The following is a 14125-nucleotide window of genomic DNA, read 5'->3' as shown; positions in this document are numbered from 1 at the left end:
GGGGAATGAGCGGATCATCTGCCTGCCCCGAATATTTGTCAATGACAAACACGCTTGTTATTGTCTAATACGGGTAAACCTGCGGGCTGGCGCGAGAAATGGCGTCGGATACCATGCGGGGTTTCGTCAACGGAAGAATCATCGCGTGCAGAACCACGAAGTCAGCGCGGACGATGCGCCGCCCAAGGCGCAGCGCGGTATCCAGAGTGTCGAGGTCGGCGGCAGGCTGCTCGACGCGCTCGCGCGCCGGCGCAAGCCGCTCGGGCTGTCGGAGCTGGCCGCGGCGGCCGATCTTTCCACCGCGCAGGCGCACACCTATCTCGTGAGCCTGACGCGGCTCGCGCTCGTCAAGCGCGATGCGATCACCGGCAACTACGAGCCCGGCCCGCTGTCGCTGCGGCTCGGGCTGATGTCGATCGAGCGCCAGCCGGCCTACCGCGCGACGCTGCCGCACGCGGCGCGGCTTGCGGAAACGGTCGGGCTGAGCGTCGCGCTGTCGGTGCCGGGCGTGCTCGGCCCGACGATCGTGCGCATCGAGCGCGGCGGCTATCCGCTGCACATGAACCTGCACGTCGGTTCGGTGATGTCGCTCGACACGACGGCGACCGGCCGGGTGTTCCGCGCGTTCGGCGACGCTGCGCAACTCGACGCGATGGCGGCTAGCCAGGCCGGCGCGGGCGATACGCTCGCCGGCGCCGACAGCGCGTCGGGCGCGCCACAAGGCGATGCGCAACACGTCGAACTCGACACGATTCGTACGCGCGGCATCGAACGCAGCATCGACCGGCCGAGCCCGGGTGTCAGCGGGATGTGCGTGCCCGTCTTCGATGCGCACGGGCGCCTGCAACTCGCGTTGACGGTAATCGGTTCGACGGGATCGATCGATGTCGACTGGGACGGCCCGATCGCGGCGGCCTTGCGCGATGCGGCGCGGCAGGCCACTGCGTCGCTCGGCGCCGCGCGTGCGGAACCGGCGCCCGCGCCGGCGCCGGGCGCCGCGCGCGTCCCGCCCGCGCTGGCCGACGACGCAAAAGCGCAGCGCGGAATCAATGCGCTCGACAGCACCGGCGAGTTGCTGCTCGCGCTGGTGTCGGCCGGCCGCGCGCTGCCGCTGCGCGATCTCGCGACGGCGGCCGGCATGCCGGCCGCGAAGGCGTTTCCGCATCTCGTGAGCCTGCAGAAGATCGGCTTGCTGAGCCGCGACGACGCCGGCTGCTTCGATGGCGGCCCGCTCGCGCAGGCGCTCGGCCTGATCGCGATGCAGCGCGTATCGCCGACGCGCGACGCGGAAGCCGAGATCATCGCGCTCGCCGCCGCGACCGACATGAGCGTGGCCGCCGCGACGCTCGGGCCGCTCGGGCCGACCGTGATCCGGCTCGAGGAATCGGCGCGGCCGCAGCACGTGAGCCTGCAGGTCGGCACCGTGATGTCGCTCGTCAATACGGCGATCGGCAGGGTTTTCGCGTCCGGCATGTCCGACGACGTGCTGGCCGACCTGCTCGTCAACGAGCCCGTGCGCCTCGCCGGCGCGCCCGTCGCACCGGACGACGCGACCTTCCGCGCCCGGCTCGCGACGATCCGCGCGGACGAACTCGATTTCGCGTTCGACGCGCCGGTGCCGGGCATCGGGACGATTGCCGCGCCCGTGTTCGATCACACCGGCAGCATCCGGCTCGTGATCGCGATCATCGGCTCGTCGCGCGGCTTTCCGCGCGGGCCGGACAGCGAGCTGGCGCAGACGCTGCGGGCCGCGACGCGGCGATTGTCATGGCGATTCGGATGGATCGGCCAGTAATCGCGCCCGTTCCGTACGCTCGAATTCCTTTTTCCTCCACGCGCAGCCGTGCCGGCACGGCCGCGTCGCGCCTGTCCGGCACGCCGGCGCAGCCGACGTTCATGTTGCGTGGCAGCAACAGGAATTGTCAGTAATTCTCATATAACGAAATCGCATTTCACAAGACGGCAGCCCTTCGCTATGATTAGGGTTATCCCTAACTCGCCACCTACATGGGGCTTCGTCATGCAAACGTCTAATGTCTCCGATCGTTCCGCCCAATCCACTGGCTGGCTCGCACGCGTGGGCGAGCTGCTGGCAGAAGCCTGGGCACTGCATCTCGCGAACTGCGAAGTCATCGCCGAAGCACACGCGCGCCTGCCGCGCTGAGCCGACTGCCGGCCGCTTGATTCGCTTGCGGTAACGCACGCCGACAGCGGCTGTTGCGCCGGGCAACCGACGGTCGTGCCGGTCAGATAGCAAGCGGCCGGGTTCGTCCCGGCCGAATACGCTCGCCGTGCGGCGAGCGTTTCTAGATTGTCTCGAGGCGGTGTTTCAGGCCGTGTGCAGCCCGAGATCGGCGCCGACCGATACGGATCGATGTGGATTGCCGGCAGCCGCGTGCCTCAAGCCGGAAGCCATTCCCCGCCAGCCCGCGATCGTGCCCGGCCATCGCGGGCGGAAGATTCTTCCGTTTTTGCGTGTCCGCCGGCCGCCCCCCGGCGAGCCCCGGCCGTTCGCCGGTTTCGTCCGCGCCAGCGCCTCGCCGCCTACGCCCCTCGTTGCAACGACGGCCGCGCGCCCGTCTCCGCTCCGTCACACTTGAATCGAAGGCACGTCCTTCATGCATCGCAGCGCGAACATGGAACGGCTGTGCCGGATGCTCGAAATCCGGTACAGCTTTTCGCGCAGGAAGCGTTCGTAGCCGGCCGTGCCGTCCACCGCCACCTTGATCCAGTAGTCGTACTCCCCCGACACCAGATACGCCTCGAGCACCTCCGGCAGCGCCGCCAGTTCGGCGCCGAAGCGCGCCAGCGCGTCGTCCTCGTGGCGATCGAGCGTGACTTCGAGGATCACGATGTCCGCGTAGCCGAGCTTGCGCTGGTTGACCAGCGCGACATAGCCGTCGATGTAGCCGTCGAGTTCGAGTTGCCGCGTGCGGTTCCAGCAGGCGGTGGTCGACATGCCGATCTGTTCGGCCAGTTCGGCGTTCGACAGACGCGCATTTTTCTGCAATGCACTCAGGATCTTGCGGTCCTGATTGTCGAGCGTTTTCGGCGTGCGTTCGCGAGTAGCCATGACGAGAAGAATCTTCTACTGAAAATCGGCATTCTATCTGAACAGGATTCCGGTTACAGGTGCGTTTTGCCAGAAAACAGGAAGCCTTTTAACCGGGCCGCTTGATACATTTTCTCCATGCCTGCTGGCCGGCACGCTCCCCGCGACACCCCTCGCAGCGGGACGCACGGCCGCAATCACGAGTTGCGGTGCCGGCCCGCAGGCATGCGATTCCCCGCCGCCCGCACGCCTATCCGACCGCGTGCGGGGCCGGTGCCTGCCTCCCCGTTCCTGCCCGTCCGTCATGTCGTTCAAGCTTTATCTGTCGTTCCTCGCCGCTTCCGTCGTCCTCATCTACGCGCCCGGCCCCGTCAACCTGCTCACGATGAACCAGGCGTTGCGCACCGGCTGGCGCCGCGCGCTGCCGTGCGTCTGGGGCGGCACGCTCGCCGTGCTGCTGCAACTCGCATTGACCGCGCTGTGCCTGAATTCGCTGGTCCACCTCGACGAACACGCGCTGACCGTGCTTCGCTGGGCCGGCGCCGCGTATCTCGTATGGCTCGGCGGCAAGCAATGGCTGAGCCGTGCGCCGGGCGGCGCAGCCGCGGCACCGGTCGACGCCGGCGCCGGAACGGCAAGCGCCGCGCCGGATACCGACACCGGGCGCGCGCTGTTCTGGCGCGGCGTCGCGACTTCCGGGCTGAATCCGAAGACGCTGCTGTTCTTTCCGTCGTTCTTTCCGCAGTTCATCAGCCCGAATGCCGACTGGAGCCTGAACCTTCAATACCTGCTGCTCGCCGCGACGTTCGCGCTGCTGTTCGCGGGCGGCGTCGCGTCGATGGCGCTGTTCTCGCACCGGCTGAGCCGCGCGTTGCAGCGGCCGGCGCGCATGCGTGCGATGAACCGCGTGACGGGCGGGTTGCTCGTCGGGATGGGCGCGATCATGGTCGGCTGGAATTGAACGGCCGCGCGGACGGTCGTGCGCGTGAGCGTGGCCGCGCCCCGCACCACTGTGGTTGTTGAAACCCGACACGGCGTTCCCGCCGCAACGGTTCGCCTGCACGCCCAACGACGAACCGGTCGATAGGTCGACGATCCCGAACCGCCGTTCGGCACGACCGATGCCCGATGACGCCGCGAGCCGGCGATCCCGTGGCCGCGTGGCCCGGGATCGCCGCCGCGCGGCCGGTACAATCGCGCGATGTCCGAATTGCTCACCTACGGCGGCCTGTTCGCCGTGTCGATGGTCGCCGCGACCCTGTTCCCGCTGCAATCCGAAGCCGTGCTCGCCGGCCTGCTGCTGGCCGGGCGCGAGCCCGTGTGGGCGCTGGTGCTCGTCGCGAGCGTCGGCAATGTCGCGGGGTCGGCGATCAACTGGGCGCTCGGCCGAGGGATCGAGCATTTTCGCGAGCGCCGCTGGTTTCCGGTCAAGCCGTCCGCGCTCGCGCGCGCCGAGCGCTGGTATGCGCGCTACGGCCGCTGGTCGCTGCTGCTCAGCTGGGCGCCGGTGATCGGCGATCCGCTGACGATGATCGCCGGCGTGCTGCGCGAGCCGCTGCCCACATTTCTCGCGATCGTGACGATCGCAAAAGTCGGCCGCTATCTGGCCGTCGCGTGGCTCGTGACGCACTGAAGCCGTCCGTCATCCGGTTCCGCAGGTCGAGCCGGCGCATGCCGTCGCCGTGCGCGCGCCGCTAAAGAATTCGCCGAAACTGCCGATCACCTTACAACAAGCGGTGACGCGTGCGTTCCGCCCCTCTCTCCCCACTCAGGATCCCGTATGAGATTGACCCAATTGGGCCGGGTGAGCGTCGGTACGCGTCTTGCCGCGCTGGCGTGCGCGCTCGTTGCACTGCTGTTCACCGTTTTCGCATGGGCGCTCGCCCATTTTGCCGGCCAGCAACTCGCCGACGAGGCGCACGCACGGATCGCCGACAAGGAGCAGTCGATCGGCGCGATGGTCGAGCTGTTCGACAAGGCGCTGTCGGCCGAAGCGACGCGCGCGATGACGCTGTTCGCGAGCTTCCTGCCGGCCGACTTCGCGCTCGATCCGGCACGCACCGTCGACATCGGCGGCGTCGCCGCGCCGACGCTGTCCGCCGGCGGCCAGCCGCTCGACCTCGACTATTCGATTCCCGACCAGTTTCTGAAGAAAAGCGGCGCGATCGCGACGATCTTCGCGCGCGACGGCGACGACTTCGTGCGCATCACGACGTCGCTGAAGAAGCAGGACGGCGCGCGCGCGGTCGGCACGAAGCTCGACCGCGCCGGCCCCGCGTACGCGCCGCTCGTCGCCGGGCGCAGCTACACCGGCCTCGCGAAGCTGTTCGGCCGGCCGTACATCACGCAGTACAGGCCGGTGACCGACGCGTCCGGCCGCGTGATCGGCGCGCTGTTCGTCGGCCTCGACATCGGCGCCGAGCTCAAGCTCGTCGAGGACGGCATCCGCTCGCTGAAAATCGGCGACAACGGCTACTACTTCGTGCTCGATGCATCGCAGGGTCCGTCGCGCGGCGCGTTCGTCGTGCATCCCGATGCGGCGGGCCAACCGGCCGACGGCACGCGCGCGCCCTACGCGCAGATGCTCGCGGCCGGCCAGGGCCGGCTCGCGTACACGTCGATCGACCCGGCCGCGCACGACCGCGGGCCGACCGCGAAAGTCGTGTCCTTCACGACGATTCCGCAGTGGCAATGGCTCGTCGGCGGCATCGCGCTCGACGACGAACTGCTCGCCACCATGCGCGCCACCCGCAATCGCTTCCTGATGATCGGCGCCGTGCTCGTCGCGGCATTCGCGACGCTGTTCGTCATCGTCGTGCGGCGCGTCGTGAGCCGTCCGCTGGAAGCCGCCGCACGCGCGTCCGAACGCTATGCGGCGGGCGACCTCAGCGTGCGTATCCGCGACGGCGCGAACGCGCACGACGGCGCGGGCAACGACGAGATCGGCCGGCTCGTGCAGGCCGTCGACGGGATCGGCGACGGCCTCGCGCGAATCGTCGCGCAGGTGCGCAACAGCGCGGCCGACATCGCGCACGGCACGGTCGGCATCGCGGCCGGCAGCGGCGACATCGCCGCGCGAATCGCGACGCAGGCGAGCAGCGTCGAACAGACGGCCGCGAGCATGGAGCAGATCACCGCCGCCGTGCAGCAGAGCGCCGAGCATGCGGCGCAAGCCAACGCGCTGGTCGCGGACGCATCGGCCGCCGCGACGAACGGCGACGCCGCGGTGCAGCGCGTGGTCGCGACGATGGACGACATCGGCCGCGCGACGCGCCGGATCGCCGAGATCACCGGCGCGATCGAAGGCATCGCGTTCCAGACCAACATCCTCGCGCTGAACGCGGCCGTCGAGGCCGCCCGCGCGGGCGAACACGGCAAGGGCTTCGCGGTGGTCGCGGCCGAGGTGCGCGCGCTCGCGCAACGCAGCGCGGCCGCGGTCAAGGAGATCGACACGCTGAGCACCGAATCGTCGACGACGGTCGAACAGGGTTACCGGATCGCGGACGCCGCGCGCGGCACGATGCGCGACATCGTCGCGCGGGTCGACCAGGTCCGCACGCTGATCGGCGAGATCAGCGCCGCGTCGCGCGAGCAATCGACCGGCATCGAGCAGGTGAATCTGGCCGTCACCCAGATCGGCGACGCGACGCAGCAGAATGCAAGGCTGATCTCGGATGCCGAGCGCGCGGCCGTCGCGTTGCGCGACCAGGCCGCGCAACTGTCGGAAGCGGTGAGCGTGTTCCGGCTGGAGCGCGGCGCGTAATCTCGCGATCGTCGACGCGCGGCGGCGGCAAGCCCGCCGCCTACTTCTTGTCGCCGGCCAGATCGATCGCCTTGTCCGAGCCGACCGCATGGCGCAACTGGAACTTCTGGATCTTGCCGGTCGACGTCTTCGGCAGCTCGCCGAAGCGCACGGCCTTCGGCACCTTGAAGCCCGCGAGCAGTTGCCGGCAGTGCGCGACGATCTCCTCCTCGGTCGCGCTCGCGCCTTCGCGCAGCTCGACGAACGCGCACGGCACCTCGCCCCATTTCGGGTCGGGCATTGCGACGACGGCCGCCACGGCGACGGCCGGATGGCGGTACAGCGCGTCCTCGACCTCGATGCTCGAGATGTTCTCGCCGCCCGAGATGATGATGTCCTTCTTGCGATCCTTGATCCGGATATAGCCATCCGGCATCAGCACCGCGAGATCGCCGGTATGGAACCAGCCGCCGTGAAACGCCTCGTCGGTCGCCTTCGGGTTCTTCAGATAGCCCTTCATGCAGATGTTGCCGCGGAACATGATCTCGCCGAGCGTTTCGCCGTCGGCCGGCACCGGCGTCATCGTGTCGGGATCCAGCACCGTCGCGCCCGCCTCGAGGTGATAGCGCACGCCCTGGCGCGCATTGAGCCGCGCGCGTTCCTCGTCGGACGCCGCTTCCCAGTGCGACTGCTTCGCGCAGACGGTCGCCGGGCCGTAGACCTCGGTCAGCCCGTACACGTGCAGCAGGTCGAAGCCGATCTCCTTCATCTTCGCGATCACGGCCGGCGCGGGTGCCGCGCCCGCGACCATCGCATGCACCGTATGCTCGATCCCGTCGCGAAGCTCGGCCGGTGCGTTCGCGATCGCGCTCTGCACGATCGGCGCGCCGCAGTAATGCGTGACGCGCTCGCGGCGGATCAGGTCGAACACCGTCTTCGCGTCGAACTTGCGCAGGCACACGTTCACGCCCGCGCGCGCCGCGACGGCCCACGGGAAACACCAGCCGTTGCAGTGGAACATCGGCAGCGTCCACAGATACACCGCGTGCTTCGGCATGTCCCATTCGAGGATGTTGCTGATCGCCGCGAGATACGCGCCGCGATGGTGGTAGACGACGCCCTTCGGGTCGCCCGTCGTGCCCGACGTGTAGTTCAGCGCGATCGCCTCCCATTCGTCGGCGGGCGGCGTCCATGCGTAGCCGGGGTCGCCGCCGGCCACGAACGCCTCGTAGTCGGTCGCACCCGCGAAACGGTCGGGATCCGCCGGCATCGCGTCGGCCACGCTGACGATCTTCAGGCCCGGCACCTCGAGCGCCGCGCGATGCGCGACCTCCGCATATTCGGTGTCGACGATCAGCACCTTCGCCTCGCCGTGACGCAGCATGAACAGCACCGACGACACGTCGAGCCGCGTATTGATCGTGTTCAGCACGGCGCCGGCCATCGGCACGCCGAAGTGCGCCTCGACCATCGCCGGGATGTTCGGCAGCAGCGCCGCGACCGTGTCGCCGCGTGCGACGCCGGCCTGCGCGAGCGCACTCGCCAGTTGCATGGCCCGCGTATGGGTTTCGCCCCACGTGCGCCGCACGTCGCCGTGCACGATCGCCGTGCGCTCGCCGTAGACCTCGGCCGCGCGGACCAGGAAATCGATCGGCGTGAGCGGGACGTAGTTGGCGTCGCGGCGGCCGAGCCCGGCCTCGAACATCTGCGTCATGATCCTGTCTCCCGTGTTCTGTCGACCGGGGCGCATGCACCCCGGCGCGTTTTGATGTGGTTCAATTGCCGACAGCCTAACGGGCGCTATTGTGAGCCGTCTGTCGTCGAAACGACAGAGTGCCGCTCGAGCGCTGCGCGTTATCCCTATCCTCGCAAACCCGCACCCATGCACGACCACCCCGACGCGGCCGCCGACCCGGCCGACACGCTTCCCGAACCGGGCCCGCTGCCGCCGCTGGCGACGCTGTTCGGCCAGTGCGCATGGTTCCGCACGCTGGCGCCCGAACACCAGGCCCTCGTGCTGGCCCAGTCGCACGTCGAGCAGTGCGACGCCGGCGACGTGATCGCGCACCGGCTCGCGCCGTCCGAATACTGGATCGGCGTCCATCGGGGGCTGCTGAAGCTCGCGATCTTCAACGCGTCGGGACGCGGCTGCACGTTTTCCGGCGTGCCGTCGGGCGGCTGGTTCGGCGAAGGCAGCGTGATCAAGCGCGAGCGGCGCAAGTACGAGGTCGTCGCGATCCAGCGCTCGACCGTGCTGTTCGTGCCGGTCGACACGTTCCATGCACTGCTCGACACGAGCCTGCCGTTCACGCGCTTCGTGATTCATCAGTTGAACAACCGGATGGGCGAATTCATTGCGTCGATCCAGAACAGCCGCCTGCTCGATGTCGACGCGCGGGTCGCGCAGGCGCTCGCGCAGCTCTTCAACCCCGCGCTGTACCCGGATACCGGCCCGTCGCTGTCGATCTCGCAGGAGGAACTGGGGATGCTCGTCGGCGTGTCGCGCCAGCGGATCAACCAGGCGCTGCAGCAACTCGAGAAGCTCGGCGCGTTGCGGCTCGCGTACAACCAGATCGACGTCGTCGATCTCGACGCGCTGGCGCGCTTCGGCATGGAGCAGCTGTGAGCGCCGCCCGATGCGCGAAACCGCCGCCATCGCGCCGCGGCATTTCGTCCGCGGAATCGGCCGACGGCCGGCGCGCCCCAACCTGACAATTCAGCCAGTTTCGCGACAGTAACCCGTGCCGGGCCGACGCCTATCATGCGGGTTCCCTTCACCGCCGCCCGATCACCGCCTGTTCCGCCGCCTCCATGTGGATCGTCAATCTCGCGCTCAGGCGCCCCTACACGTTCATCGTCATGGCCATCATGATCGTGCTGGCCACCCCGCTTGCGCTGATGCGCACACCGGTCGACGTGCTGCCCGCGATCAACATCCCGGTGATCAGCGTGATCTGGAATTACACCGGCTTCTCCGCGACGGAGATGACGAACCGCATCACGTCCGTACATGAACGGATCCTGACGACGACCGTCAACAACATCCAGCACGTCGAATCGACGTCGCTGCCCGGCATCGCGGTCGTGAAGGTGTTCCTGCAACCGGGTGCGAACGTGCAGACGGCGATCGCGCAGACGGTCTCGTCCGCGCAGGCGATCGTGCGGCAGATGCCGCAGGGCGCGACGCCGCCGCTCGTGATCACCTATTCCGCGTCGAGCATTCCGGTGATCCAGCTCGGGCTGTCGAGCAAGACGCTCAGCGAACAGTCGCTCGCCGACATCGCGCTCAACTTCCTGCGCCCGCAACTGATCACGGTGCCGGGCGTGCAGATCCCGTTCCCGTACGGCGGGCGCACGCGCGTGGTCGCGATCGACCTCGATCCGCAGGCGCTGCTCGCGAAGGGCCTCACGCCCGCCGACATCGTCAACGCGGTCAACGCGCAGAATCTCGTGCTGCCGACCGGCACCGCGAAGATGGGCCAGACCGAGTACCGGATCGACACGAACGCGTCGGCCGATACGATTGCCGACATCAACGACCTGCCGGTCCAGACCGTCAACGGCGCGACGACCTACCTGCGCGAGGTGGCGTCGGTACGCGACGGCTTCGCGCCGCAGACCAACGTCGTGCGCCAGAACGGCCAGCGCGGCGTGCTCATCTCGATCCTGAAAAGCGGCGACGCATCGACGCTCAAGGTCGTGTCGGACCTGAAGGCGCTGCTGCCGAAGGTGATCCCGACGCTGCCCGAGGGGCTCGCGATCACGCCGCTGTTCGACCAGTCGGTGTTCGTCGACGCGGCCGTCCAGGGCGTGATCCACGAGGCGCTGATCGCCGCCGTGCTGACCGCGATGATGATCCTGCTGTTCCTCGGCAACTGGCGCAGCACGCTGATCATCGCGATCTCGATCCCGCTGTCGATCTTCACGTCGCTGATCGCGCTGTCCGCGCTCGGCGAGACCATCAACATCATGACGCTCGGCGGGCTCGCGCTCGCGGTCGGCATTCTCGTCGACGATGCAACCGTCACGATCGAGAACATCGAGCGGCATCTGCATCTCGGTACGCGCCGGGCCGCCCCTAGCGTGCCGAGCAGCCCCCTCGGGGGGCAGCGACCGGAGGGAGCGTGGGGGTCGTCGTTCGGCACCAACCTTCACGACGCGATCCTCGAAGGCGCCGGCGAGATCGCGGTGCCCGCGCTCGTGTCGACGCTGTGCATCTGCATCGTGTTCGTGCCGATGTTCTTCCTGACCGGCGTCGCGCGCTTCCTGTTCGTGCCGCTCGCCGAAGCCGTGGTGTTCGCGATGCTGGCGTCCTACGTGCTGTCGCGCACGCTGGTGCCGACGCTCGCGATGCTGCTGTTCCGCCCGCAGCAGGCGAGCACCGGCTCCGGCCATTCCACGTCGCGCTTCGCACGCATTCATCACGCGTTCAACGCAGCGTTCGAACGGCTGCGCGCGTGGTACATCGTGCTGCTCAGCATCCTGCTCGTGCGCCGCCGCTTTTACGCGCTGTGCTTCCTCGGCTTCTGCGTGGCGTCGACGGGCCTCGTGTTCGTGCTCGGCCGCGACTTCTTCCCGAACGCCGATTCCGGCAACATCCGTCTGCACCTGCGCGCGCCGACCGGCTACCGGATCGAGGAAACCGCGCGCCTCGCCGACCAGGTCGAGCGCGTGATCCGCGCCACCGTGCCGCCCGACGAGCTCGGCGCGATCGTCGACAATCTCGGACTGCCGGTGAGCGGCATCAACCTGTCGTACAGCAACGCCGGCACGATCGGCACGCTCGACGGCGAGCTGCTGATCGCGCTGAAGCCCGGCCACCGCGCGACCGGCCACTACGTGCAGACGCTGCGCACGCTGCTGCCGCAACGCTTCCCGGGCGTCGAGTTCTTCTTCCAGCCGTCGGACATCATCACGCAGATCCTCAACTTCGGGCAGCCGGCGGCGATCGACGTGCAAGTACTCGGCAACGATCTCGCGAGTAACATGACCATTGCGAGCAGCCTGATGAAAAAGATCAGGCAAATCCCCGGCGCCGTCGACGTGCACGTGCTGCAACGCAACGACGAGCCGACCCTGCTGGCCGACATGGACCGTACGCGCATGCAGCAGCTCAATCTCTCCGCCCAGAACGTCGCGCAGAACATGCTGATCTCGCTGTCGGGGAGTTCGCAGACCACGCCGTCGTTCTGGATCAACCCGCGCACCGGCGTCCAGTACCCGCTGCAGATCCAGACCCCGCAATACAACCTCTCGTCGGTCGACGACCTGCTCGGCACGCCGATCTCGGCCAGCGGCCGCACGGGCATGCCGCTGCAACTGCTCGGCAATCTGGTGCAGGTGCGCAGTGCCGCGAACCCGGCCGTGATCACGCACTTCAACATCCGCCCGGCGATCGACGTGTACGTGAGCGTCGAGGGCCGCGATCTCGGCGCGGTTGCGGGCGAGATCGACCGCATTGTCGCGGACGCGCGCGCGACGCTGCCGCGCGGCACCAGCCTCGCGATGCGCGGCCAGATCGAGACGATGCGCACGTCGTATCTCGGCCTCGGCGCGGGCGTCGCGATGGCGATCGTGCTCGTCTACCTGCTGATCGTCGTCAATTTCCAGTCGTGGCTCGACCCGCTGATCATCGTCAGCGCGATGCCGGCCGCGCTCGCCGGCATCGCATGGATGCTGTTCGTCACGGGCACGCACCTGAGCGTGCCCGCGTTGACGGGCGCGATCATGACGGTCGGCGTCGCGACCGCGAACAGCATTCTCGTCGTGTCGTTCGCACGGCAACGCCTCGCGGACGGCGCGCCGCCGCTCACGGCCGCGCTGGAGGCCGGCGCGACACGGATCCGGCCGGTGCTGATGACGGCGCTCGCGATGATCATCGGGATGGTGCCGATGGCGCTCGGCCTCGGCGAAGGCGCCGAGCAGAACGCGCCGCTCGGCCGCGCGGTGATCGGCGGGCTGCTGTTCGCGACCGTTTCGACCTTGCTGTTCGTGCCGCTCGTGTTCGGCGGCGTGCATACGCGGCTGGCCCGGCGGCGCGCGCGCCAGGCCGGACACTGACTTTCGCCCCATTACCCGGTTGAATTGGTTGAATTCATGGAAGAGAAACATCACAGCGCCGTCGGCATTCAAGTGGACGAACACGGCATGCACCTGCCGGCGCGCGCGTCGGTGTCGCGACGCGCGCGCATCGTCGCGATCGTGATCGGCGTGCTGCTGGCCGCCGGCGCCGCGCGCACGCTCATCGTCAACGGTCTGAACCGCAACCGGCTCGACGCGGTCGCCGCGCAGAACACGCGCCAGTACGTGAGCGTCGCGCATCCGGTCGACGCGGCCACCGGCGGCAAGCTGACGCTGCCCGGCACGCTGCGCGGCTTCGTCGAGGCGCCGATCTATGCGCGCGCGAGCGGCTACGTGCTGCGCTGGCATGCCGACATCGGCGCGCACGTGAAGCAGGGGCAAACGCTCGCCGAACTCGACACGCCGGAACTGAACCAGGAACTGGCTCAGGCCACCGCGCAACGCCAGCAGGCGCAAGCCGCGCTCGCGCTCGCGAAGACGTCGTTCGACCGCGCGCAGCAGTTGCGCCAGCGCGATGCCGTGTCGCAACAGGAGCTCGACGACCGGCAAGGCGCGTTCAACCAGGGCGCCGCGAACCTCGCCGCGGCCGATGCGAACATGCGCCGCCTCACCGAGCTGAAGGGCTTCCAGCGGATCGTCGCGCCGATCGACGGGATCGTCACACAGCGCAACGTCGACGTCGGCGATCTCGTCAATTCCGGCAACGCGGGCCGCTCGCTGTTTTCGGTCGTGCAGGCCGACCGGCTGCGGCTGTACGTACAGGTGCCGCAGGCGTATGCGCAGCAGGTGAAGGTCGGCCAGCACGTGAGCGTCGCGCAGGCCGAGCTGCCTGGGCGAACGTTCGACGGCACGATCACGCGCACGTCCGAGGCGATCGACGTCGCGACGCGTTCGCTGCAGATCGAGATCACGCTGCCGAACCCGGACGGGCGGCTGCTGCCCGGCGCGTACGTGCAGGCGACGCTGCCGATGACGCCGGTCGGCCGCCTGCAGGTGCCGGCCAATACGCTGCTGTTCCGCGCCGAAGGCCCGACGGTCGCGACCGTCGATGCGAACGGCCATGTGCATCTGAAAGCCGTGACCATCGCGCGCACGATCGGGCAGACGCTCGAAGTCGACGGCCCGCTGACACCGAGCGACCGCCTCGTCGAAAACCCGAGCGACGCGCTCGCGAACGGCGACACGGTCGTCGTGCAGGCGGCGCCGGCCGCGAAGCCGGCATCCGCGGTTGGCGGAGCGAAGTCGTGAGC

The 14125-nt window shown here is 68.6% G+C and carries 10 protein-coding genes; 8 read left to right on the top strand and 2 right to left on the bottom strand.

Going from position 1 to position 14125, the window contains the following annotated elements:
* The first annotated feature begins 145 nt into the window (after positions 1-145).
* Entirely contained in the window at positions 146-1795 is a 1650-nt protein-coding gene (locus tag WS61_RS27335) for an IclR family transcriptional regulator (protein WP_059505141.1), read from the top strand.
* Between the two features lie 225 nt (positions 1796-2020).
* Complete coding sequence (locus WS61_RS27330) at positions 2021-2164, top strand: hypothetical protein (protein WP_257127371.1); 144 nt, start codon at positions 2021-2023, stop codon at positions 2162-2164.
* A gap of 426 nt (positions 2165-2590) precedes the next feature.
* Here the strand turns inward: WS61_RS27330 and WS61_RS27325 are convergent, their stop codons facing one another.
* Positions 2591-3073 (bottom strand): Lrp/AsnC family transcriptional regulator, encoded by a 483-nt coding sequence (locus tag WS61_RS27325; RefSeq protein ID WP_059505137.1) that lies wholly within the window; start codon positions 3071-3073, stop codon positions 2591-2593.
* Between the two features lie 283 nt (positions 3074-3356).
* On the opposite strand from WS61_RS27325, the gene WS61_RS27320 reads away from it, so the two are divergent.
* From WS61_RS27320 to WS61_RS27310, 3 genes are all read left to right on the top strand, one after another.
* Positions 3357-4013 (top strand): LysE family translocator, encoded by a 657-nt coding sequence (locus WS61_RS27320; RefSeq protein WP_059505135.1) that lies wholly within the window; start codon positions 3357-3359, stop codon positions 4011-4013.
* 240 nt (positions 4014-4253) lie between these two features.
* Positions 4254-4685, top strand: a complete 432-nt coding sequence (locus tag WS61_RS27315; protein WP_059505133.1) for a YqaA family protein — start codon at positions 4254-4256, stop codon at positions 4683-4685.
* 147 nt (positions 4686-4832) lie between these two features.
* A complete protein-coding gene (locus tag WS61_RS27310; RefSeq protein WP_059505131.1) occupies positions 4833-6815 on the top strand; it encodes a methyl-accepting chemotaxis protein in 1983 nt (660 codons plus the stop codon).
* A gap of 40 nt (positions 6816-6855) precedes the next feature.
* Here WS61_RS27310 and WS61_RS27305 read toward each other — a convergent pair whose 3' ends face one another.
* Positions 6856-8508 carry an acyl-CoA synthetase gene (locus tag WS61_RS27305; protein WP_059505130.1) on the bottom strand — a complete coding sequence of 551 codons (1653 nt, stop codon included), beginning with the start codon at positions 8506-8508 and terminating at the stop codon, positions 6856-6858.
* Between the two features lie 168 nt (positions 8509-8676).
* Here WS61_RS27305 and WS61_RS27300 point away from each other — a divergent pair, with 168 nt between their 5' ends.
* From WS61_RS27300 to WS61_RS27290, 3 genes are all read left to right on the top strand, one after another.
* Positions 8677-9420, top strand: coding sequence for a Crp/Fnr family transcriptional regulator (locus tag WS61_RS27300; RefSeq protein ID WP_059505127.1), 744 nt, complete (start codon positions 8677-8679; stop codon positions 9418-9420).
* Between the two features lie 185 nt (positions 9421-9605).
* The gene (locus tag WS61_RS27295; RefSeq protein WP_059505125.1) at positions 9606-12854 is read left to right on the top strand and encodes an efflux RND transporter permease subunit; all 3249 of its coding nucleotides are present in this window, start codon (positions 9606-9608) and stop codon (positions 12852-12854) included.
* 36 nt (positions 12855-12890) lie between these two features.
* Positions 12891-14123 carry an efflux RND transporter periplasmic adaptor subunit gene (locus tag WS61_RS27290; protein ID WP_059505122.1) on the top strand — a complete coding sequence of 411 codons (1233 nt, stop codon included), beginning with the start codon at positions 12891-12893 and terminating at the stop codon, positions 14121-14123.
* Positions 14124-14125: the final 2 nt, after the last annotated feature.

Source organism: Burkholderia sp. ABCPW 11, from assembly GCF_001523445.1.
GTDB lineage: Bacteria > Pseudomonadota > Gammaproteobacteria > Burkholderiales > Burkholderiaceae > Burkholderia.
Note: the sequence above shows the minus strand (reverse complement) of the source record. Positions and strands in the feature narration are given on the sequence as shown.